A 24,828-nucleotide genomic window follows, 5' to 3' on the forward strand; every position below is an offset into this window, starting at 1 on the left:
TGAATGACATATTGCTGAAACTTTAAATACAATAAAGTAATTCAAAGATAACAATTATTTATTTTTTTTAGCAATTATTTATTAGTTGTTAAGTATATGATGCCATATCCCCATATTACCCTTACTTGCAGATCCCGGATCAGTCAACAAATCACATAGCGGAGTTCCCTAAACCTGTCGAAGTGTTGGCCTATCGGCATGCCGTATGCTGAGTCATTATATGAAGTTAAACCAAGGCAAAAGTACTTTATCAATTGTCCTATTCTTTTAAGAAATTGTATTTTAGATTGAAAAATATTTGGTGATCTCAGACAAGAACTACTGGAAAAAATATTAATTATATATCAGTTTGAATTTTAAATTACAAACGCACTAATATCACTTAAGACATCGTTGACGAATGCCCGCTTTCCAAGTAATTCCCATTTAACTAAAAAGCCAATCCCTAGATGCATAGTATTAAAATGTTTATTTTTCAATAAGGCGTGTGTTGCTTCTGGATATATTTTTAATTGGTAATTAGCAGTATTATTTTTTAAAAAAATACGCTCATAAGTTTGATATGATTCTTCAAAGTCAACATTCAAATCCTCTGCACCAAAAATGAGGCATCGAATATTTTTTAAATCTTGCTCTGCATCACTTGAAATATTTTTTTTGACAAAATAAAATCGCTCTTCGTTCATAAAGTCACAGTCCTCTTCTTGTTCATTTTTACATTTTTCTTTCTGGTATGCTACATAGTCGGAATACTTACTATTAGCATTAAAAAGATTGAAATCAATTTCATTTTGTCTTACCCCTGCTTCAATCGCCTCTTTATTAGCACCTTCCAACTCCATTCTTGTTCGAGTTAAATAATTGCTTTGTCGTTTCCAGTTAATTGCGCCGAAAACGCTAATAATGAAATCAGGATAATCTGATAAGCTAGCCACTTTCGGCATTACCCATCCTGCTTGACTAAAGCCTATTAATCCGAAAGAAAAAAATCAAAACGAGGATCTGCTTTCATAAAGTCAATCGCGGCAATCACTTCATTTGCTCGATCTTCGATAGATTGATTGAGCCATTTTCCAGTACTTTGCCCGATGCCTTTTTTATCCCAAGACATGCTTGCAATACCTTTTTTTGCTAATTCATTCCAGATATGTTCGCAATAGCCGAAGGCATCATGTCCTAATTTTCCGTCGCCATGAACAAAGATGACCAAAGGCGTTTTCTCTTCAAGGATATATTTTTTCTTAGGTAAATTCACGACTCCTTCAATGGTATCAGATTGAAATTGAAACTGGATAACTTGACTTTGATAATTCGTTTTCCCCCAAAAAAAGTAGTGGCAACTAGGGGTATAATTATGATGGAAATTCTTTTAGATATTTTATTCATTATACGAATTTAAATAATAAATGAAACTTTTTAGATTTACTAATCCAGAGTAATTAAGCTTTAAATTTCGCGCTGAGCAATTTTTTTTATTTTGTTATTATCTTTTTTTCTTTCTAAAAAAATCATACTATTTAAATGATTCTGCCTTAATAATCAATGCTGCTTATTTTCATTCTTATAGCTTTACATATCATGCTTTAAATTCAATTACTTGATATATGGTTACGGGAGAGAACATTCTATGTGTAAGACCTTTTATCAAAATAAGATATCAATCCCAACACATTGGAAAAGTCTGTGAACTATGGCTTGCCTTCTTAATTTTTTAAGGCAACGACTAAATCATGCGCTAACTCTATTCTTTTTCGGTCACCATTTTTTAAATTTTAATCCTATTTTTAGAAAAGAATGCTTTCCTGATTCAGGTAAAAAAAAAACATTTTTTTAAATAGCTATTAACAAAGCTACATGTTAAGACTGAAAATTTTTAAATCCATTCGTCTACACTTAAAAGCATTTCATCTAAGGATAACTTGTGATTGAACAAACCTCAGCATTGATTTTTAAAAAAAAGAGTAGCTTTAGTTATTAAACAATAATTTTAGATATGCTGAAAAAAAAATTAAACGTTTTATTGATTGAAGACAATATTATTGAGGTGATGAAAATGGACAGAACCCTTTCATTATTAAAATTAAAGCATAAAATAACCAAAGCAAAAACGGCAGATGAAGCCTTCGAAATTTTAAAACAAAAAGAGAGTTATCCAGATATTATTTTATTAGATCTAAACATGCCAAAAATTAGCGGCATAGAATTTCTTTTAATCTTAAAAAGCAACGACAGTTTAAAGCACATTCCAACCATAATTTTAACAACATCAGACAATGAAAAAGATTTAAATAAATGCTATAAAATCGGTGTTTCTGGATATATCTTAAAGCCTCTAAAATATGAAGATTATGTTAAAAAAATAGAAATAGTTTTATCGTACTGGTGTATAAATGAATTAAAAAAATATTAAATAGGAAAGGCTAAGTCTTTACTAAATTCTTAGTCTTGGTTGATGAAAAATTGGTTTAGAAAATAGCTAGCCTGAACATCCAGTAGTGTGTAAACCTTATGCACCTAGAAACATATAAGTTTATCCTAATTCAAAATTACCTATCTTTAGTATTGAAGAAAAATTGGAATTTATAAATCAATTGGAGCTAATACATCATTTTGGACTTTAATTGATCCATGAAAAGTTTTAATATTAAAGTAGCATCGCTATATGTGTTTCAGAAAAAATCCTGAGGCAAAAATTATCATTAACAAAAAATTAATGAACCAAAACAAAATTGACATATTACAAAGGGATTTAAAAAAAGAAAAAATCGCAAGAAAAGCAGCAGAGAAAGTAGTAGAAAACAAATCTAATGATTCATACCTTTTAGAGGAACTTAAAAAAAGAAACTTTGAGTTAGAAAACCTTTTAGAGCAAAAATCTTCTCAATTAGAAGGCGTTTTCGAAAATATTAATGACGCTTACATTTTAATGGATATGTCTGGCAATATTCTAAAAATGAATGACATTGCTATTGCCTTTTTCGGATATAATATTGAAAAAGAAAAACTTAATGTTTGTGATTTAATTTATCGCAAAGATTTAGAATATGGATCTAAATCATTTGTTACTTTAAAGGAAGAGGGACTATTCACTAATTATAGAACAAGAGTTTTAACGAAAGACAAGCAAGTAAAATGGGTGCAAATTAATGGAAACCTTATTGTTGATAAGGAAAATAAACCCACTGGTGCACAAGGAATTATTAGAGATATTACCTCTGAAAAAAGAGCTGAATATTTATTGACTGAATCAGAAAACAGGTTATCATCTCTTATTAAAAATTTAGATAGTGCTGTATTGCTAGAAGATGAGAATAGAAAAATAATCTTAACGAATAACAAATTTTGCGAACTGTTCAATATACCTATTTCGCCAGATTTACTAGAAGGAGAAGACAGTCTTGGTGCTGCAAATGAGAATAAACATTTATTCAAAGATCCAGAATATTTTATTTCTAGAACAACAAATATCTTTGAAAAAAAACAACAGGTTTTAGGGGATGAACTAATTATGGCCGATGGGACAATCTTAGAACGCGATTTTATTCCAATCTTAAAAAGAAACGAATACAAAGGGCATCTTTGGACCTTTAAAAATATAACCTTACGAAAGAAATACGGGGAGAGTTTAGAAGCTCAAAAACAAAAATACTATAACATTATTGCTAATATGAACCTTGGTTTAGTAGAGGTTGACAATAATGATAAAATCTTAATGGTTAATCAGAGTTTTTTAAAAATGTCGGGGTACACTGAAGCCGAATTATTTGGTAAAGAAGCCGGTAAATTATTCCACTCAGAAGAGGCCTCAAGGATAGTTTCTAAAGAAAATAATAATCGTAAAAAAGGGGAGTCTAACACGTATGAACTTAAAGCAGAAACAAAATCTAAAGAGGTAAGAGAATGGTTAATTAGTGGTGCTCCCAATTATGACGATAAAGGGCAGGTAATTGGATCTATAGGTGTTTTTTTAGATATAACTGAAGCCAAGCGAAATGCGAAATTAATAGAAGAACAGAAGAAAGAGCTAGATACTATTGTTCATAATTCTACAATAGGTATTGTTCTAACGAAGCGTGGTCAAATCATAAAAACCAATGCAGCACTTCAAAATATGAGCGGGTATTCTGAGTCAGAATTAAAGATGCTTTCAATAAATGATTTGTCTTTTGACGAAGATTCTTCTTCTTTTAAGACCTATATTAAGAAGATGTATGCTGATAAAGTTGATCATTTTAATTATACAAAAAGATATATAAAGAAAGACGGTTCAGCTATTTGGACAAAAACAAATGTTAATATTGTAAGGGATAATGATAATAAAGTAAAACATGAAGTAGTATTTATTGAAAATATTACTTCAAATAGACAGAAAACTTTAATTATTAATTTAATAAATAATCTTACCAAATCTATATTAGATAAAACAGATATTATAGAAATTTCTTGGGAAATTGTAAATATTATTGCGGCATATTTGAATTCTGAAGATTGTGTTATTTATTTGGTGGATCACGAAAAAGAAACTGTAGAACAGATAGCCGTTTATGGGGCTAAATTGACGAATGACAGTCAAATTATCAATAAGTTATATCTTCCAAAAGGAAAAGGAATCGTTGGAAGTGTTGCAAAATCGGGAAAATCTGAACTTATAAACGACACGTCTAAAGATGGCCGTTACGTCAGAGATGAAGAAAGGCGTTTTTCTGAAATAACCGTACCTATAATGAGTAACGGTATTGTTATTGGAATTATCGATTCCGAGCATAAAGATAAAAATCACTACACGCAGGAGCACATTAAAACACTGGAGAGTATTGCTGGCTTAGCAGCTATAAAATTAAGAACAGCAATAAGCATAAGAGAACATAAGAAGGTAGAAGCACGCAATGAACAGCTGCTTAAAAAATTAGAAAAAAGCAATAATGAATTGAATGAATACGCCCATGTCGTCTCTCATGATTTAAAATCACCTTTACGAAGTATTGATGCCTTGGTGTCTTGGATTAAAACCGATAACGCAGGTTTACTAGAAGGAAATACACTACAGAATTTTAATTTAATTGAAGACACTTTAGAAAAAATGGAACTATTAATTTCAGATATTCTATACTATTCTAGTATCGACGCGATAACATCGAAGAAAAGTGATGTAAATTTAAATAGTGTTGTAGAAGACTTGCAAAAAATTCTTTTTATTCCAAAAAACATATCCGTTCAAATACTTAATAAATTACCTGTCGTAAGAGGTGAGAAAACTAAATTTCAACAACTTTTTCAAAACTTAATTAGCAATTCCATTAAATTTAATGATAAAGACAAAGGCCTTATTCAAATAAATGTTTTAGAAAATAAGTCATTTTATCAATTTTCAATAAAAGATAATGGAATTGGAATTGAAAGTAAATATCTAGATAAGGTTTTTAAATTTTTCCATTCATTAAAACCAAGTAAGGAATCATCAGGTATTGGGCTTTCCATTGTAAAAAAAATAGTTGAACTCTATCAAGGCAAGATTTGGATAGAATCTGAACCAAAAATAGGAACGACTTTTTATTTTACAATAAAAAAATAATTATGGAAAAACCTAACTTAGACTATGTAGAGAAGCTGGCAAGAGGAGATGAATCTTTAAGGAAAAAGCTCATCGGAATTATAAAAGATGAGTTTCCTGAAGAAAAAGAAGCGTATTATAAAAGTTTAAAAGATAAGGATTTCAAAAAAACAGAAGAGAATGTTCACAGACTTAAACATAAAATTATTATATTGGGACTTGAGGAAAATTATAAAATAGCCAATAAATTTGAACATGATCTAAGAGAACTTAATTTAGACAAAGTTGAAGATTTTGACAAAATTTTAATAGCTATTTCATATTACTTGAAAACTATTTAGATCTTATGAATTGTATTATCGTTGATGATGAACAAATGGCAAGAGTTATTATTAAAACTCTTTGTGATGAGATAAAGTTTTTAAAAGTTGTTGGTGAATTTTCAAACGCAATGCAAGCGATTAAGTTTCTAAATGCAAACGAGATAGACCTCATTTTCTTAGATATCCACATGCCAGATTTTAACGGTGTAGACTTTATTAAAACGTTAAAAAACCCACCAAAAATAATCTTAACAACTTCAGATTCACAATTTGCAATTGAGGCTTTTGAATATGATTTTATCGTAGATTATTTACTAAAACCTATAGAATTAACACGATTCCAAAAGGCGATTCTAAAGGTTCAAAAACATGAACCCACCTCAAACGAGGTGAAATTAGATTCAGAAATAAAGAACGATTTTTATGTTAATATTGATAGACGACTTATAAAAATACATTTGGAGAGTATTTGTATAGTAGAAGCAAAAGGTGATTATATTCATATAAAAACAGAAGAAAAAAATTATGTAGTCCATTCTACACTAACAAGAATAGAAGAAAAACTACCGAATTCATTATTTTTAAGAGTACACCGTTCTTTTATTATTAATGTTAAGAAAATTGTTGATATAGAAGATAATACTGTTGTTATAAAAAGAGAAGTCATCCCTGTAAGTCGTTCTAAAAGACCTGAATTAATGAAACGCTTGGATTTATTATAACATTTCGACTATGCTTAATTAGTATAGACCAAAAGTTGAAAAGAAGCCTCCATAGTTTTTCTTTTGTGGTACACACCTAATTCATAAAAAAATAGTGTTTATCATAATACCTATAGATACTACTTCTATAGGTTCTCACCCTCAGTAAAGTATAGGTTTTTAGTATAGTCGTTAATTATAGTATTTAGTAATAGCTTTTGCAATTTATTTTTTTAGCAGAATCATAAGATGCTGATATGCCTATCTCATAATGATATTTCAATTTTCACCACACTGCTTTGTCGTAAATAGCTATTCCTCTTTCTTCAGATGAATTAGATTCTCTGTTTTACAGGAGATACTTCGGAAATCGGAAGGTTGAAATAAAATGTTGTTTCTACATTAGGAATGCTTTTTAAATAAACTTGTCCATTATAATGAGAAATAATTTTTTTAGCCATGCTTAATCCAATTCCTGCAGATTTAGTGGATTCGATAGCTTGAAACATGTTGAATATTTTCTTGTGGTATTTTGGATGTATACCAATCCCATTATCTATGATTGAAAAAACATAATCTTTCTGGGTAATATCACAGGCTATTTCAATGAGACCATTTTTTTTATCAATATGGTTTAGAGCATTTTCTATTAGGATTTTAAATACTTTTTTTACCATATTTCCGTCAACATATAAGGTAGGTAATTCATTTTTTATTCTAATTGTTATGGCAGACGATTTATGGGTTTCATTTATAATCCGATTTACAATAGTATTACTATTTACTAATTTGTTTTTAAAAGTAGTCGACGTGATATTGTTATAGTGTTCTAGTCTCGCTAATAGTAGGTCCATCTTTTCTATTCTGTCCTCCATCAATTGAAAGTTGATAGTAGCATCTTGAAAATTATTAGTTTCATCCCGACCCTCTTGAGACCAAGTTAATAGATCCGAAATATTTCTTAAAGAAGATTTTAATTCATGTGAAATTAAATGAGAGTAATTATCTAGTTCATTTTTCTGGCTTTGAAGAATCTCAGATAAGGCTGCAGTTTTAGCAATAATGTTTTGATCTATTATTAATTTTTTCTTGATTTTATTTTTAACAGCATTCAGCAGATCGTTTACATTTGTAGGTTTGGTTAAATAATCTTCAGCCCCCAGATTCATTCCAATTCTAACATCTTCCTTTTCTGCTTTTGCTGAAAGAAAAATCAATGGAATACTCGCCGTTTTATTATTTGTTTGTAGTTTTTCAAACATTTCAAAACCGTTAAGCTTTGGCATAAGTATATCAGAAACAATAAGATCTGGATGCTCTTTTAGAGCTAATTCAAAACCGATGAATCCGTTTTCAGCCTGAAAAACCTCATAACCCTCCATAAACAGAATATCATAAATCTCCTCTCTTATCGCTAAGGTGTCTTCTACAATTAATACTTTATGCATGGTATTGTTTTAATACCTTTATAATAAAGGATGTTCCATTTCCGAGAGTACTATTCACAATTATCTTTCCTCCTATTGCATCTATTGCTTCTTTTACAATTGTTAAACCAAGACCTGTTCCCTGAATTAAATCAACATTCTTTCCTCTAGAAAAAGGCTTAAAAATATTTTTAAGCTCTGATTTGGAAATTCCTATTCCATAATCTGTTATTGTAATAACGGTGTACTCTTTTTCGGAGGACAATGCAACAGTAATATTTTTAGTGGTTGGAGAATACTTTACAGCGTTACCTATTAAATTGATGAAAATATTTCTACCTGATTTTTCATCAATAAAAATATCAGTATTTTTTAGACCTTCGGTATCAATTAGCTCTATATCGTGTGATTTTTCACAGGCGCTAGAAACTTCATCAATTATTTCAGACATAAAGTCTCCTAGATTTATATCTACGGGATGTTGTATAATTTTACCTGCTTCAGCCTTACCAACAATTAAAATATCGTCTAGTAGTTTTGTCATATGCAAAACCTGATCTTCTATTTTGTCTAGTTTTTTTTGTATAATAATTGGCTCCATTTTAGCCCAGTATTTTTTAATAGAGCCTGCAGCAAAAAAAATTGATGATAACGGAGTTCTAAATTCATGAGAAGCCGTTGAAACGAATCTCGATTTTAATTCGTTTAATTCTTTTTGCTTTTCCAAGGCTTGGTTTAATTTTAAGGTTCTTTCATTTACCTTCAATTCTAACGCGTTACGATACCCATCCAACTCAGTGATATCTTGTCCTACTCCTAGTACACCCGTAATTTTTCCTTTAGCATCTCGACGTGTACTTGAGTTTAATAATACCATTACACGCTGTCCATCCTTAGCAAATAGGGGGAATTCATAGTTGGCAGTTTCTTGACCAAGCAACGCATCGTCCAATACTTTTTTAACCGACTCCCTATAATCTTCGGTGATGTAGTTTTGCACCAAATCTTTCCCTAATACTTCGTCTTTTGTAAATCCAGTAATTTTTTCAGAAGTCTGGTTCCACTCATTTACAAGTCCTCTACTATCAATTCCAAAAATAGGAGCATTCGCAGTATCAATTAACAATGTCAAATCATGAGCGACACGTTCCATTTCAGAGCGGTAAACATCAAGTTCAGTTTGATAAGCAAGTTCTTTGTTAGCAAGTATTAATTCATTTGCACGTTTTTGTTTTTCTTTATTGGCCAGGACTAATTCATCTGCTCGTTTTCCTTTCTCTTTGTTGGCTAGAATTAATTCATTTGCCCTGTTATCTTTCTCTTTATTTTGAAAAGCAAGTTCGGTATTAGCGATCGCTAATTCGTCTGCGCGTTTTTGTTTCTCTTTGTTGGCTAGAATTAATTCATCTGCCCTGTTATCTTTCTCTTTATTTTGGAAAGCAAGTTCGGTATTGGCGAGTATCAACTCCTCTGCACGTTTTTCTTTCTCTTTATTCTGAAAGGCAAGTTCGGTATTGGCGATGGCTAACTCATCTGCGCGTTTTTCTTTTTCATTATTCTGGAAAGCAAGTTCGGTATTGGCGAGTATCAACTCCTCTGCACGTTTTTCTTTTTCTTTATTTTGAAAAGCAAGCTCTTTATTGGCACTATTTAAATTATGGATATTTTCTTGTAACTCTACTCTCTTTTCTTTGAGCAAGTGCTCAGTTTTAGAGCGTTCTTTTTGTTCTTTTTTAAGATTTTTTTTTAATTTAATTTTGGCTTTTTCAGCTTCTGTGATGTCTGTCATGGAAACACCTACTCTATTTTCTAAAACTTTCCATGCGGTAACGCGATAAAACTTATCATATGCGGCGCCATAACTTTTAAATCTAATTTCCTCTCCTGTTTTATCAACACTCGCAAAAGAAGTGAACCAATTGTCTTCTATGACATCCACGATTGAGGATATTTTTTTGTTTACTAATTGCTCCTGGGTTTTGCCAAAAAAATTTGCTACTGAAATATTTAATGCCCGGGTATAAAAATCGATGGGTTGACTATTATTATCATAAATAAGCTCTATCACAAAAACCATGTCTGCCATATGATTAAAGAATTCCTTATATGGTAGTTTTTTTGAAGACCTAGTGGCATTTTTTTTTAATGCAATGAGCTCCAATTCCAGTTCTTTATACGACGGTTTACTCATAATTTCATGATTTTAAATTAAATCTAGTGCGCTTTTGTTTTTAGATGTTTATTTACTTTCCGCTCACACTATCATAACCCATTGTTTCTGAACCTAACTTTAAACAAAGGGCCTTAACAGTGACAAAAGTTAACTTATATTAATTTACTAAAATTAAATTAATTACCGCAGTACACACACATAATTTAGTAGAAAAGTATATTTCTCTATTCTGGACTCTGCTTTTAAGCTAGACTTATATTTATTGAAAAATTATCTTTGTTTTCTACCAGGACTTTAGTATTCCTAAGGTCATTACATTCTTGCTCCATAATCCATTCATCGACATTTAAAGGCCTCTCATCTGTATAAAACCTGTAATTCGCAGGACGTAATAATTTATGATTAAGAAATTAATTATTTTCACTCATCAAAATTATTTTGGCAATTTTGAAAATAAATTATATGTCTAAATAAGCATTTATGATTTCCCACGATATTCCACTGAATGAAAGTGAAAGGTTGAAAAGTTTGTATGAATATAATATTTTAGATACTTTACCTGAAGAGGATTTTGATGCCATTACAAAAATTGCTGCTAGTATTTGCAAGACCCCTATTTCACTCGTCTCTATTATTGATAAAAACAGGCAATGGTTTAAATCTCATCACGGATTAAATAGCACAGAAACGCCAAGAGATATTTCTTTTTGTTCCCACAGTATTTTAACTCCAAATGAATTATTTATTGTTAACGATGCTACAAAAGATGAATGCTTTTATGATAATCCACTAACTACAAATTACCCTAACGTTATTTTTTATGCAGGGGCTCCATTAAATAGTTCAGACGGTCATTGTTTAGGCACTTTATGTGTTATTGATAATACAGCGAGAAAGCTAAATAAAGATCAGAAAGAGAACTTAAAATTATTAGCAAAACAGGTCGTTAATTTATTGGAATTAAGGAGAAAGAACGCAGAATTATCACAGGCAAATGAGGAGGTTTTAAGGTTAAATAAACAATTAAGTGCATTTGCTTACAAGTTATCGCACGACATCAAGACCCCCATAAGTGGAATAAAGCATCTTTCTGAGATAATACAGGAAGATTATGCTCTCGCATTAGATAGTAAAGGAAAATCTTGGCTCGCACTAATTTCTTCTAGCAGCACCTATTTATATTCTTTGGTTGAAGGCATGTTGAATTTTACAAAATCTACAAATGCTGAAATAGTTTTTGAAACGTTTAATTTTGAGAAACTACTCGAACAGATTAAATCATCTTGTAATTGGGAGCATACATATATTATCAACTATACTAATTGTAATATTACTTTAAAACAATCAAAAATAGCTTTCATTCAAATATTTCAAAACCTACTCTCTAATAGCATAAAATTTGTAGATAAATCGCAATCTATTATTTCTATTTCTTTAGAGATTAACTCTAAATTTTACAAGATAATTTATAAAGATAACGGTCCTGGAATTGATAAAAAATACCACAAAAAAGTATTCGAACTTTTTGAAACTTTAGAGAAGAGCAGTAGTACTGGAATTGGTCTCCCTACTGTTTCAGATCTATTACAAAGGTTGGAAGGAAGTATTGAAATAGAAAGTCCGAAAGAAAAGAAATTAGGAATTGAGTTTTGTATAAAAATTCCAATAATAAAAGATTAAGAAATAGTCTCCCTTTTTAATCTTCTTTATTTATCATCTAATTTAAGGAGCAAAATATAGCATAAAAATTGGCGCGTCATCTCTGCTCTGTTTTTCAATAATAAAATTTACATATATCCTGCTCGTTTTAAAATACCCTCTACCTTTTTTGTCTTGTAAAAACAATTAAATTTTGTTGAGATTCATTTTATAAAGAGCTTAAGTTTAAAAACATAGGAAATGCTTTATAAATAAAATACCTAGATCACTTATGCAAAAAGCAATTTTTATAATAGCTAGGTAACACACCATTCCTGCTTTTGAAACTCTAAAAGATTGACTTCCGGTGGTTATTTAAAGCTAAATTGCTGACCTCGGATATGTTCAAGTCTGGGGTGTCGAATAAATGTTTAGTGTGTACATATTTCAGGACTGGTCATTATGGTTGTTAACAATAGTGCATAAGATTGGATTCGTAGTTTAAGCCCCGAAGACCTATTGAGGTATCCAAAGATATTGCCACGCAAAAAAGGTAAAAACTACACCATATACCAGTAGAGTGCCTCTACGTATAAACTCCCAATATTTTAAAAAACGCTTAACGAAAACACCGCCTACAAAATCCTTAGGGATCATATAAGCAGAGACTGTTCATCTGCAAGATCTCACCCTCTAACTAACCACTAATTACACTCAACGAATATTAAATTAATTTATCCTAAAAGTTTTTAGTTTTAAAAAATGATAAAATATAAAAACCATGAAAACAATTATTCTCTCCATCGCAATTATCGGATATAGTTTTAGTACTATAGCACAAGATGAACAGCCACCGATAGATATCTATCTTGGTACGGCGGCGAATTTTATATTGTTTACAGGAGCTGGAGCAATAGCCAATACTGGAATTTCTGACATTACCGGTGATGTTGGATCACACGCAGGAGCGATAGCTGGGTTTGGACTACCTACAGTTTTAAATGGAACTATAGAAAACACCAATTCTACCACTGCACAAGCTTTATTGGATTTAGCAGCAGCCTGCGTTCAACTTCAAAATATACCAGCAACCATAACAGACCACAGTGGAATTTTTGGAAGTATAGAAGGGGAAACTATTTATCCAGGAGTTTATAGTAATGCCGCTGCAGTATCAATTACTGGAACGCTAACTTTAGATGCTCAGGGAGATCCTGATGCTATGTTTATTTTTAAAATTACGGGCGCACTTAATTCGGTTGCTGGTGCTACAGTTCTTTTGGCCAATGGTGCCTCCTCTGAAAATGTGTATTGGATTGCCGTTGGCGCACTTGCTTTGGGTGCAAACACAACTATGAAGGGAACCGCAATAGCATACCCAGGTGCTGTTTCATTAGGAGCAGGTTCAAGTATAGATGGAAGCTTATACTCTACAGTTGGCGCGATCGCAGTTGATTCAACAGAGGGGACAAAACCAACCTATAATACTCCGTTTGGTTGTGATATAAATACTTATCTATTTCAGGATAACGATGTATACGCTATAGATTTAGCGTCAGGAAGTTCTTATGAAATTGCAACAGATATCACTACAGGAAATATAAATGCAACGGGGTACAATCCAGTAGATGGATATATTTGGGGATCTTTAAGTGCACCAGAAAAAACGATAGTGCGTGTTGGTAAAAATTTCAATACAACTAGTTATTATATAGATGAGTTACCAAGTAGTGATAGAAAGATTGGTGATGTAAGTGCAGATGGTATCTATTATTTAAAAGGAGAAGATACTACCTATTATAAAATAGACCTTGATCCTAGTTCTGCAAATTTCGCTCAACATCAATCAACAGAAAGCTTATCTCAAAACATAAGTATAGATGACTGGGCTTTTAATGCTGTTGATGGAAATTTATACGCCATAGAGAAAATCTCGAATATTTTATACCGCATTGACCCTTCAGACGGAAACGTACAAACTATGGGTGAAGTACCAATCTTATCTGGATCAACCTATACCTATGATGCAGTATATTTTGATGTAGATGGTCGTTTCTACATCTCAACAAGTGAAATAGGAACTATATTCGTAGTGCAAAATGTTCAAGATCTAGAGGGCTCAAACCCTATAGATTCTAATCTGTTTGCCTTTGGACCTTCAAGTTCAAATAGCGATGGAGCACGTTGTCCAACAGCTCTTGTTGCTCAAGAAATTTGTGATAACGGCACAGACGATGATGGTGATGGTTTAATTGATTGTGAGGACCCTTCCTGCTCCGGGTTTGGCAGTTGTCCCATAATAGAATCGAATATTTCTGGAGGTAATGATGGTGGTTTAGAAAGCAACAATCGACTGTCTGATAAGATTAGTCAAAGAAATTATAATCGAGCAAAAATCAATTATAGATTTGATAGAGGTGTTGCTAGAAGAGTTTCAAAATCATCAAATTATGCAAAAAGAAGTCCAAATTCAAATTTTCAATTGCAAAACTTCATTCCACTTACCGTTATTAATGAAGATTATGTTATCGATTCCACTCCTATAGATTTGTTAGGAATCACTAATGCAGTAGACGTATATTCTGTTGATTATATTAAAAATGAGGAATCTATAGCGTCTGTTCTCGCTTTAAAAACTGAAAATGGTGTTTATGAACACACAAAATATATTTGTGATCGTTTATTAGGAGCCGAACTAATTTCAGTTTCGACTATGGAAATAAATGGACATAGTTTTATTAAATCTATCATTAGAAACACAGATAATTCTATTGAGTTTGTATTAAGCCTTTCGGCAAAAATCACGGATAACGAACAAAGTTTTTCAATTGAAAGCCACTGGAATATAGATCAATATGAAAAAAACATCACCTTTTATAATTTTCAAATTTGGTCCAATTCAATAGATAATTTATTGTTATTAGGACAAGAGGTTCTCGACTTATTAGAGATTGAAAAACCCATTTCTGATTATAATAATTCGACCCCTCCATCTGTCTTTGTTAGAAAAGGAAAGTATTTTAATGGAAATCTAAAGTTGCAAATTGTGAATACTAATGCAAGTGAGACGATTTCTTTTACCGCTGGATTAAGACAAACCGAAACAAGTACAGTCGAAAATATGACGTCTTCAATTGATTTAAACAAAGATTATATAATTGATTTAGAGTTTCCAACAGGAAGTTTATTTGACATTGGTTTTAGAATTAGTGATGGTTTAGCGACACCAGATGATTTATTTATGTCTGATGGACCTTGGGGATATGATGATTCTGCTGTAAGTTCGAATATTACTGCTTTTTTGATTGAACCTAATAGAATTATTTTTGAAGCTGATGAGTTTCCAGTTGAAAGAAATGTTTCTCTGAAAGCAGTAACAAGTGAATATGTTGCAGTATACAGGGCATTAACGCCCCGATTTAATCCAGTCAATTTATCAGATTTTAACAGTCTTAAACTAAATGCAAAAGGAACAGGGAGCCTACAAATAACATTTGTTAAAAAGAGTATCCTTAAGTGGGAAGATCAGTATAAAACAACGATTGAATTAACTGATGAAATTCAAGATTTTCATATTTCTTTTTCAGATATTCAATCTAAACTAGAGTCTGAATTAGTCTTAGATGATTTGGTTACTATTGTATTTACTATGGTTTCTGAAAATGGAGAATTGGTAGCAAAAGGAATGACCCTTGAAAATATTAGATTTTCAGTAGAAAACAATGAAATGACTACTTCTAATGATTTTAATAAATTACAAGCCATACCTAATCCAATGGGATCGAATACCAGTATTTATTTTGCTTCAAATCAATCTGAAGATATCATGTTCATGGTATATGACCAAACAGGGAAGCTAGTCTTGCAAAATAATTTTAAGACTTCTATAGGAAAAAACCAACTCATATTCAACAGACAAAGTTTAAAGAGTGGGTTATATATCTGCCTGATAAAAAACTCAATAAACAATTACAATCCGCTTAAATTATTAGTTAAATGAAGGGATTATCATAATGAAAAAAGGACAAAAGAGAAATCTTTTGTCCTTTTTTCATTATGATAATCTAAGGCGAAAGACTATTCATATTAAATTTAAAATGTCGCATGAATAAATTGAATTAGACTAAGACGTAACTCAGCACGGGTTTTTTGATTGATTGAAATTGAAAATAATTAGCATAGCCATAGTTATGGTTCTATTTTATGATGATTAATAAGTGGAAAAGAAACTGAGTTTATCCGATATTTGAATGCTAAATTGGTATGATTAGGTATAAGACAGTCAGCCCCCAATAGGCCTTTCCTAAAGCAGCGATTGAATCTTTTCATGTAGCCGTTCTGCATCAATTTTCAATGTTATACATACTTAATCTCCACACAGTTTTTTTTACACCAATTTATATAAGTCTTAGAGGTAAACTCTAGGCCATTATCATATCTCGCCTCTTAAATTTTTCTATTTCTTCTTATAGATTTCTAAGGTTTTGACAACAACTCTTGCCAAATAGGATAGCCCTTCATCTATAACAAATACTTTATGGTTGCAATCGTCAATCACATTAAAAAGAAGCCCCTCTCTGGAGTTGGTATGGGCGCCACTCATAAAATTCCCAGGGAACATTCATTGACTTTTGAAGCTCTTTCTAAAGGTTGTTTTACGAGTTTAACCAAGCGCCTTATGTGCTTACCTTAAACTAATTTTCATCTCACGATACAAGCCTAAGACTCGTTTTCTGTTCCATTTTAAGCCTTCACTACGAATTTTTTGATCATACTCATCATACCTCTTGTTAGACATGACTCATTGTGCTTATTGCTCTCTTCTTCATGATTTTAAAAACGCATTATACCAAATAAAATTTATGGTGTCGTATAAATAAATTGAATTATACGACGACATAGTTCAACATAGGTTTTTTGATTGATTCAAGTTAAACTAATTAGCATAGCCTTAGTTACGGTAATTATTTTTGATAAAAAGCAGACTAAAAAGAAACGATTTATTGCGACATTAAAGTTTAAATTGGTAGAAAATATAAGTCGCCAATTGAGTCGCTGAGATGATCAAAATTTTAACCTCAACGGGCTTGCAATTCTGGTTACTATACAATTCTTTGTTTTGAACTGGTATTTGTAGATGGTAATGTTCCATTCAATAATTGAATTTCCTAAAGTCTTATTTGAGTAAGCAACTTTTTTATATAAGTTAATCTACTTTCTAAAAATGGGCTTATTAAATAAAAACCATTTAAACCGTAACCCAGTTTCTACAAATGTAAAACCAGCAGCCGTTGCAGATGCAATATTACTATTCGTTCCATATAGGTTTACTAGACAACGATCTGAAAATTTATACCCTACTTTACCATGAAGTCTATAAGTGCTTTGGCTATCATAATCTTCTATATACTGCAATCCAAAAGCCACTGTTAACTCGTAAAACCACTCCTTAGGTTTGGCTATTACTTCATCTTTAATCAAATTAACAAAAATTTCACCTGCATTAAATTTTTCTGGACTAAAATAAATAGTTGGAACTTGATTTTTAAAAGTGATGTATTGATAATTTAATCCCACTTTCAAAATTGGTTTACTCAATAGGTTGTAATATAAAGAAGTGAAAAACAGGTTCCTGATATTGTCATCATTTTGTGACGTAAAATAGTACTGTGTAAACAAGCCTAATTTAAAATTAGTGCTTAAATTATAATTTACAAAAAAGTTATTCATCACAATTTCTCGGTCTAATAATTCCGCATTAAAATTTTGAATTTCACGATTATAATTTAAATCTAATGTTTGTAATTTAAACGGCTTTATGTTAAGAGAAAGATTAGCTAAAAGTTGGTTATACTTGTTATTTTTAGAATCTACAGAAATAATCCCTGCTGTACCTTTTAGAGTTGCGTTTGGTAAAATTTGATATGACATTCCACCATTAACATCATATGAAGCAGCATTATTATCAGTCACATTATTATCTGTGGTTCTGTAATTAAAGCTTCCTAAGACTTTAAATTTTGTTGAGAATGGAATTTCTACGATATTATTAATAGCAAATGCTTTGTTATCTCCATTATCAAAAGTATACGAAGCTTTAATTTCATAGAAGGGTGTAAAGGTAGTGTTGAGATTTTTTATAAAATTTAATGCATCTTTTTGGTTGTCATAAAAAGTCAATGTGTTTTCGGCAGATTTGTAGGCATCATCATAATGCCCTAGGGCTTTTAAAGCATTTGCTTTTCCTAAGTTACCATCAAAAGAGGTACTGTCATTTTCTAAAACTCGATTGTAATCTTTTAGGCTATTTTTAAAATTGCTTTTGTAAATATTTAAAGTTGCTTGCAAAGCTAAAATCCAATTTTTATTTGGGTGTTCTTTTAATAAAGCGTCGATTAACTCTTCAGATTGATTATATTTTTTATTCCAGATCAGGGCCTGTATGTAACGCTCTTGTGTTTGTTTTATATCTGATGTATTTTTTAGAATGGGTAGGCTATCGTATGCTTTTTGACTTATAATTAAAGCCTCTTTATTCTTACCCTTTAAGTGTGAGACTAAGGCTAAACCATTTAACGCTGCTACTTTACTATCAAGATTTTCTGCTAACAACTCATAAGTTGCTTTGGCATCGTCTAATCGATTGGCAATTAAATACAAGTTTGCTAAGTTTAATAAAGTGCCTTTATCATTATTAAAGAGGCTTAGGTTTTCTTTTAACAAAGCTTCAGCTTTATCATACTGTTGAGCTTGTTGTTTTTGGTAGGCATAACCTAAATACATGTACTTTTTAGAGTTTAACGCATTTGGATTTCCTGGTAAAACGGCTAAGGCTTTATTCACATAAAGCAAAGCGCCTTCATATTCTTTTAAATTGGACAGTGTATTCGCATAACTTAATAAAGCTGGAAAACTTTTAGGATCTTCTTCCACCAATCCTTTAAAATAGGCTTTGGCTTTTAGGAAGTTACTATTCCATAATAAAGATTCTCCATAATTTAATTTCACTTCAAAATCTGATGGGTAATCTGCTAACAAATCAGTAAAAAGTGTCTTAGCGTCCTCTGTTTTTCCGTTTAATCCAATAGCACGGCCATAACACAACCGTGCAGTCTTATTATCTGGGTATCCTTCCAATATACTTTCAAAAAATAGTTCAGCTTGCAGGTATTCACCTGTCTCTAAATAAGTATACCCTTCTTGCATTTCTTGAGAGAATACAGAAAGAGAATAAGAGGCGAAAAATAATAATATGTAAGATTTCATTTTCATTACGATTTTTTTGATAATGTAAGTTAGGCATTCGCATTCAATCATTTATCTACAGAAACGGTCTACTCGTCGAAATTTAGAAGTTACCTAGGGATATCTAAAAGATATTTGTATCAGGAATCATAATACTAATCCTAAAAAAACTAACTATTATGGCATTACAAATTTTAGAAAAAAATGGAGGTTTTGAAGTATACGGGAATTTAAACACTCAGACTTCACACTCATTTATTGTACATTTTGAGTATTTGATGACTCGCTTAAAAGAGGTAACTATAAATATTGATAAAATAAAAGCAATCGATGCCAGTGGAATTGGAGCGTTAAAAACACTTTTTGCTATTTCTTTAAAAAATAATAGAATATTACATATTATTGGAAAAGGGTATAAAGAGATCTATGCGGATACTAGTAAAACATGTGCTGCTCAGGAATAATTAAATATCAGATAAAGATGTATTTAGTTTCAGTTTTAAAAAGAAATCGCATTTCTCAAGAGCAGTTATTTATGTTCAGTGTTTTGGTTGTGAATGGAGGGAATTATTTATATAATATTATCCTTGGACGTTTATTAGGTCCAGAGCAGTTTGCAGATGCTGCAGTATTAATTACATTTTTATTGATATTATCTTTTGTAGCGATGAGTTTTCAATTAGTGACTGCTAAATTTTCGGTTGTTTTTGAAAACAATTTGTTTGCAAGTTTTATTTCAAAAGTATATAAAAATGCCATTATAGTAGGAATTAGTCTTGGAGCTATACTTATTATCTTCTCAAAAGAATTACAGGACATATTTAATACTGCATCATCAAGCATGTTTGTTCTTTTTGGGATAGGGGTGCCACTCTATTTTTTAATGAGTGTAAATAGAGGTGTGTTTCAAGGAAAAAAGGCATTTAAACTCCTTTCCATTACCTACCAGACTGAAATGTTAAGTAGGTTACTAATCACACTTGGCTTGTTATTCTTATTTAATATACAATCATCACTAGTCATCGCTTTTGGAATTTTAATTTCTTTTGGTTTTGGTTTAATCCCCTTTAAGTTTGAAAATCTAAATTTTAAATCTTCTAGTGTTATGAATGCTAGTCAATCAAAATTAGTTAGAAACTTTTTTATAATCACAGCATTTTATGAATTCACTCAAATTATAATTAATAATAGTGATATCCTTTTAGTAAAACATTATTTTGAATCTTACGAAGCAGGATTGTACGCCTCATTAGCTCTGATTGGTCGTATTGTATATTTTATTGCCTGGATGTTTGTTATGCTATTATTGCCAACTGTTGTTCAACTTAAAAAAGAAGGAAAGCCTACTGCTCCAATTTTATTTAAATATGTAAGTTACATAGCTGCTATAGCTTCCGTTATTGTTTTATGCAGTTCAGTATTCCCTGAGACCGCAATCACCCTATTGTTCGGGAAAAGCTATATAGCAATGGCTCCCTTGCTATGGAAATATGCTCTAGCAACTGGATTATTTGCTGTCTCAAACCTATTTGCATATTACTATTTATCATTAGATAGATTTATACCTGTAGTCTTTTCTGGATTTTTTGGAATGCTCCAAATGGGACTTGTCATTTTCTTTCATGAAAGTTTAGAACAAGTGGTCCATATGCAAATTATAGCAATGATATGCTTACTCGTTTTCCAAATTGTTTATTTCGTTTTAGATTCTAAAACAAAAAGACAAATCTAAAATTCTACTCCATTCATCTACGGCAAAGAGTATCCCATCTAATCTTCTCAATTTTTGTAAGCTTTATGATGCAAATTTAAAATATAATAAAAACGAGCCTTATGAAATTAGCAATTGTAACAGCATACCCACCAAGCAAGGTCACCTTAAATGAATATGCATATCACTTGGTAAAGCACTTTAGACAGAAAGAGAGTGTTACAGAAATAATATTATTAACTGATAAAACCAAGGGTGAAAAAGACATTTCTTTTATCGAAGAAGGTTGTAAAATAACAGTTATGGAGTGTTGGGAATTTAACGGCTATTTAAACATAATCAATATAACAAAAGCTATTGAATCCGAGCTGCCAGATGCCGTATTATTCAACTTACAGTTTATGAAGTTTGGCGATAAGAAAATCCCTGCTGCTTTGGGTTTACTGTTGCCTATCGTCTGTAAATTAAAACGTATTCCAAACATCGTATTATTGCATAATATCTTAGAAGAGGTTGATTTGAAGTTAGCTGGTTTCACGTCTAATAAATTATTGCAAAAAGTATATGAATTCATAGGAACTACCTTAACAAGGTTAATATTACAATCAGATTCAGTTGTCGTAACGATGCAAAAATATGTTGATGTTTTAGAGAAAAAATACAACGCTAAAAATGTTTCTTTTATTCCACATGGATCATTTGAGGTTTCAAAAGAGAAACCAGATTTTTCAATTACAAATAGACCTTTACAAATTATGACTTTTGGAAAATTTGGCACTTATAAAAAGGTGGAATCTCTAATTGAAGCCGTTGAAAAGGTCAGAAAAACAACAGGCTTAGATTTAGAAATTGTTATAGCAGGAACAGACAATCCGAATGTGTCAGGTTATTTAGCGAGAATTCAAGAAGAGTATAAACATATACCACAATTAAGATTTACTGGCTATGTTGAAGAGCATGATGTCTCTACGCTATTCAAAGAAAGTGCTATTGTCGTATTTCCATACACATCTACAACCGGAAGTTCTGGTGTCCTACATCAAGCTGGTAGTTATGGTAAGGCAATTGTAATGCCAGATCTAGGTGATTTAGCCTTATTAGTTAAGCACGAAGGGTACAAAGGTGAATTTTTCGAACCTAATAATATTAAAAGTTTAGCATTAGCGATTGAAGTTTTAATAACAAATAATGAACATAGACTAACTATTGCTAAAGCAAATTATAAAGCTGCAACGGCTTATCCAATGGAAAAAATAACCGACATGTACATGGATAAATTTTATCAAATTAGTTGCAAAAATATGCCTAAGAAATCAATGGTACCCGAATCTGTTCCTATTGACTAATGAATTTAAAAGCTGACTTTTTTGTTCCATTAATATCTATAAATCCAAATCGTTTTTGAACATTTTTACGCCAAGGAAGGCTCCCTACAACCTCCTTGGGTACTGCTTCAAAATCATATAAAGTCCAAGACATAAATTGTAAGTTATATGCTGCAATTATGTCTTGGGCTTTTTTATGATAGTTTGCTTGATCTTCTTCAGAACTGCCAAAAGGTTTCCAAATACCAGCATAGGAAGACATACCAAATTCTTGAAGTACGATAGGTTTTTCACCTACTTCTTTTTTAAGATTTTCAATTGCTAAGTCTAAGGTTTTTATATCTTCATAATAATGAAACGATACAATATCTACTTTATCTTTTAAAATAGAGGCACTTTGCACATTAGACCAACCGATAGTTACAGGATGATTTGGGTCTATGGATTTAACTAAATCAATCATATTATCAAGCCATGAAGTAACATTGACTTTTCCTCTTGAATCAAAATCTAAGTTTGGCTCATTTTTAATATCCCAAGCAACAATTGCATTATGATCTTTTAATCCAGATATAATCGTTTTGGCATGACGCCTATTCAATGTCCAGTTCAAAACCGAATAATCACCATAAAAATCAAAAAGAGTTATAACAACTTTTAAACCATTTTCTTCTGCAGCATCTAATGTTAGCCTTAATTTTTCTAGTTTTTCTTTGTCAACATCAGCCTTACCAAAATCATCGTATTGTACAAAAACACGAATAGAATTTAAACCGCTATCTTTTATGATTTTAAAATCGTTAGAAATAGTGTTTATTAAAAAAGCATCTCCAAACATATCCCAAGGGGTTGCTTGAGGATAGTAGTTAATTCCTTTAATGTTCAGGTATTCTGCTGCTATTAGATCAGGTTCAGTTTTAAAACGTTCACTTCTTTCCTTAACGAAATGTCTAATTCTCCAAAACCCATCTTCTAATAAAACTATAATTTTATAGGTAGATTTTTCTGTGGTTTCTAATATCAGTTTTTCATCTTTAAAAACGCGTTTATATTCTATCACATCTTTATCTGTAAAAACTGCTAATTGGCCATCTTCACTAAAGAATTCCAGTGTTGGATTGTGATTTAAAGTTGTAGACTCAACCGTAACCTTTTCCTTAACATTTAATTCTATAAAAGCGAAAATATTTTCACGAGCATTATCTGTATAATAGTCTTTAATGCCAAAGGTTGTGTTTGTTTTATAAGCCACGAGTTTTACATACCAGGCATCTAAATAATCGTTTTCTATTTTTTTTAAAACCTCTTCATCCATCGGTCTGCCTTCATTATTTAACGGCGACCAAGTAACTTCAGGAATATATTGCTCTATCTTTTCTAATTTAGTATGTAGCATGCTGCTTCTATCTGCTCCAGTATTTAAATAGGCAAATAATGAACTAATACCCGAGATAATAATTACTATAATTAGAACGTATGAAGGAATTAAAATGCTGCGTATTATATTTTTATTTAGGTTTATCATAGTATTTTAGAATTAAATGTTTTTTCTAAACCTGCCGTTTTAATGACTATAGTATAGCTGTCATTTTTATAGATATCTGGTTTTAAATTAAAATTCACCAATCCTTCAAACGAAGTTTTAGTTTCGGTGTTAAAAAGTGTATTGTTTTTATAAATTAAAAGTTTGACTTGAAATCCGTCTGGAATTATTTGCTTCATAAAGCTTTGAAGAGGGCCAACAGTTATTTCTCTCTTGTTTTCTGAAAACACAACCTCAAAGTCTTTAATAACCTGCTTGTACCTTAAAATGATTAATTCACTTTCAGCGATTCCATCAACATATGCTTTAACACTCCACTCCGTTTCATAATCGGGATGAATCATTTTAGAAGTAGCAACTCCATTAATAGTAGCCCCAGAAGTTTTTAAAATATTCCCTTTTTCATTGGTGATAAAAAAAGTGACATAGGTGGCATCACTAACAATATTGTTGTGTTGATCAACTAGAATAGAAGTAGAAAATGTTGTTAGCTGATTGCCATCTGCATAATCATGAGGACGTGTAGCAGAAATTTTAAAATCGATTGGAATTGCTGGAAAAACAGCAACTGAAAATTCTTTAGAATTAATGCCCAATGCTTCAGAAGATACCAATAAACGACCGCTTTCTTTTTGAGAATAAATGGTCTTATAAGAGATTAAATCTTTAGTGAATATCTCTTCATTTTTTTCTGAATTTAAAAACTGATGCTTTGCTAGAACAAGTGTGTTCTCAGGAAAGGGATTGTCTAAGGAATCTGTTGGGATAACAACTAACATTGTATAGTCCGTTCCTCCAGCTTCGATACTTGGTGGACCAATATATGTTTCCATCGATGAAACTTCTTTTTTGGGATGTATCTGGAATTTACCAGACACTGATGAATCTTTATAAATTAGTTTCCAATTTACGAATCCAATTTTACTGCTTATATTTAAAGGCATATCATATATCAGGAATTTGCTTTTATAAGTTGGAACTATCAAAGTAGAACCATAGCTGCTTGAACAATATAAAAGAGGCGCTGTTTCTCTTGACGTTGAGAATTTTAATGCCATAGGACTTCCGGCTTCAAATTCTGTTTGAATTGTTTCCAAAGTAAAATTTTGGGTGACTTTACTATTTTGTAGCAGCGTAAATGAGGATGATAAAATCAGCGCTAAAAGAGAGAGATATATATATTTATTTCGC

17 protein-coding genes are annotated in these 24,828 nt (G+C 31.2%); 9 read left to right on the forward strand and 8 right to left on the reverse strand.

The window, feature by feature from the left end:
* Positions 1-356: 356 nt before the first annotated feature.
* Both CXF67_RS19015 and CXF67_RS19020 read right to left on the reverse strand, forming a co-directional pair.
* Complete coding sequence (locus CXF67_RS19015) at positions 357-944, reverse strand: alpha/beta hydrolase family protein (RefSeq protein ID WP_257984746.1); 588 nt, start codon at positions 942-944, stop codon at positions 357-359.
* 26 nt (positions 945-970) lie between these two features.
* On the reverse strand, positions 971-1,255 hold the full coding sequence (locus tag CXF67_RS19020; protein WP_257984747.1) for an alpha/beta hydrolase family protein: 285 nt from the start codon (positions 1,253-1,255) through the stop codon (positions 971-973).
* A 738-nt stretch (positions 1,256-1,993) separates the two neighbouring features.
* Between CXF67_RS19020 and CXF67_RS17420 the strand changes: the two genes are divergently transcribed.
* The 4 genes from CXF67_RS17420 to CXF67_RS17435 all read left to right on the forward strand — a co-directional run bounded on the left by CXF67_RS17420 (position 1,994) and on the right by CXF67_RS17435 (position 6,596).
* A complete protein-coding gene (locus CXF67_RS17420) occupies positions 1,994-2,410 on the forward strand; it encodes a response regulator (protein WP_180958006.1) in 417 nt (138 codons plus the stop codon).
* Between the two features lie 303 nt (positions 2,411-2,713).
* Complete coding sequence (locus tag CXF67_RS17425) at positions 2,714-5,572, forward strand: sensor histidine kinase (protein WP_102089971.1); 2,859 nt, start codon at positions 2,714-2,716, stop codon at positions 5,570-5,572.
* A gap of 2 nt (positions 5,573-5,574) precedes the next feature.
* Positions 5,575-5,892, forward strand: a complete 318-nt coding sequence (locus tag CXF67_RS17430) for a histidine kinase (protein WP_102089918.1) — start codon at positions 5,575-5,577, stop codon at positions 5,890-5,892.
* A 5-nt stretch (positions 5,893-5,897) separates the two neighbouring features.
* Positions 5,898-6,596: a LytR/AlgR family response regulator transcription factor gene (locus CXF67_RS17435; protein WP_102089919.1), complete on the forward strand. Its 699-nt coding sequence runs from the start codon at positions 5,898-5,900 to the stop codon at positions 6,594-6,596.
* A 314-nt stretch (positions 6,597-6,910) separates the two neighbouring features.
* On the opposite strand, the gene CXF67_RS17440 is transcribed toward CXF67_RS17435, so the two are convergent.
* Complete coding sequence (locus tag CXF67_RS17440; protein WP_102089920.1) at positions 6,911-8,023, reverse strand: sensor histidine kinase; 1,113 nt, start codon at positions 8,021-8,023, stop codon at positions 6,911-6,913.
* Complete coding sequence (locus CXF67_RS17445) at positions 8,016-10,193, reverse strand: sensor histidine kinase (protein WP_102089921.1); 2,178 nt, start codon at positions 10,191-10,193, stop codon at positions 8,016-8,018. Before CXF67_RS17445 ends, CXF67_RS17440 begins: the two co-directional genes overlap by 8 nt.
* Positions 10,194-10,655: 462 nt before the next feature.
* On the opposite strand from CXF67_RS17445, the gene CXF67_RS17450 reads away from it, so the two are divergent.
* Together CXF67_RS17450 and CXF67_RS18510 are read left to right on the forward strand one after the other, a co-directional pair.
* Entirely contained in the window at positions 10,656-11,855 is a 1,200-nt protein-coding gene (locus CXF67_RS17450) for a GAF domain-containing sensor histidine kinase (protein WP_102089922.1), read from the forward strand.
* Between the two features lie 739 nt (positions 11,856-12,594).
* Complete coding sequence (locus CXF67_RS18510; RefSeq protein WP_257984748.1) at positions 12,595-15,813, forward strand: ice-binding family protein; 3,219 nt, start codon at positions 12,595-12,597, stop codon at positions 15,811-15,813.
* A 456-nt stretch (positions 15,814-16,269) separates the two neighbouring features.
* Here CXF67_RS18510 and CXF67_RS18395 read toward each other — a convergent pair whose 3' ends face one another.
* Both CXF67_RS18395 and CXF67_RS17460 read right to left on the reverse strand, forming a co-directional pair.
* Positions 16,270-16,434 (reverse strand): hypothetical protein, encoded by a 165-nt coding sequence (locus tag CXF67_RS18395; RefSeq protein ID WP_180958007.1) that lies wholly within the window; start codon positions 16,432-16,434, stop codon positions 16,270-16,272.
* Positions 16,435-17,024: 590 nt separating this feature from the next.
* The gene (locus CXF67_RS17460; RefSeq protein WP_102089923.1) at positions 17,025-19,085 is read right to left on the reverse strand and encodes a tetratricopeptide repeat protein; all 2,061 of its coding nucleotides are present in this window, start codon (positions 19,083-19,085) and stop codon (positions 17,025-17,027) included.
* A gap of 152 nt (positions 19,086-19,237) precedes the next feature.
* Here CXF67_RS17460 and CXF67_RS17465 point away from each other — a divergent pair, with 152 nt between their 5' ends.
* The 3 genes from CXF67_RS17465 to CXF67_RS17475 all read left to right on the forward strand — a co-directional run bounded on the left by CXF67_RS17465 (position 19,238) and on the right by CXF67_RS17475 (position 22,115).
* Positions 19,238-19,522 carry a hypothetical protein gene (locus CXF67_RS17465; RefSeq protein ID WP_102089924.1) on the forward strand — a complete coding sequence of 95 codons (285 nt, stop codon included), beginning with the start codon at positions 19,238-19,240 and terminating at the stop codon, positions 19,520-19,522.
* Positions 19,523-19,539: 17 nt separating this feature from the next.
* Positions 19,540-20,790: an oligosaccharide flippase family protein gene (locus CXF67_RS17470; RefSeq protein ID WP_102089925.1), complete on the forward strand. Its 1,251-nt coding sequence runs from the start codon at positions 19,540-19,542 to the stop codon at positions 20,788-20,790.
* Positions 20,791-20,891: 101 nt separating this feature from the next.
* Positions 20,892-22,115, forward strand: a complete 1,224-nt coding sequence (locus CXF67_RS17475; RefSeq protein ID WP_102089926.1) for a glycosyltransferase — start codon at positions 20,892-20,894, stop codon at positions 22,113-22,115.
* Here CXF67_RS17475 and CXF67_RS17480 read toward each other — a convergent pair.
* Together CXF67_RS17480 and CXF67_RS17485 are read right to left on the reverse strand one after the other, a co-directional pair.
* Positions 22,105-23,619, reverse strand: coding sequence for a cellulase family glycosylhydrolase (locus CXF67_RS17480; protein WP_102089927.1), 1,515 nt, complete (start codon positions 23,617-23,619; stop codon positions 22,105-22,107). The genes CXF67_RS17475 and CXF67_RS17480 overlap by 11 nt on opposite strands.
* Positions 23,616-24,734 carry a hypothetical protein gene (locus tag CXF67_RS17485; RefSeq protein WP_180958008.1) on the reverse strand — a complete coding sequence of 373 codons (1,119 nt, stop codon included), beginning with the start codon at positions 24,732-24,734 and terminating at the stop codon, positions 23,616-23,618. Before CXF67_RS17485 ends, CXF67_RS17480 begins: the two co-directional genes overlap by 4 nt.
* Positions 24,735-24,828: the final 94 nt, after the last annotated feature.

This window comes from Psychroflexus sp. MES1-P1E (assembly GCF_002836055.1).
Taxonomy (GTDB): Bacteria; Bacteroidota; Bacteroidia; order Flavobacteriales; family Flavobacteriaceae; genus Psychroflexus.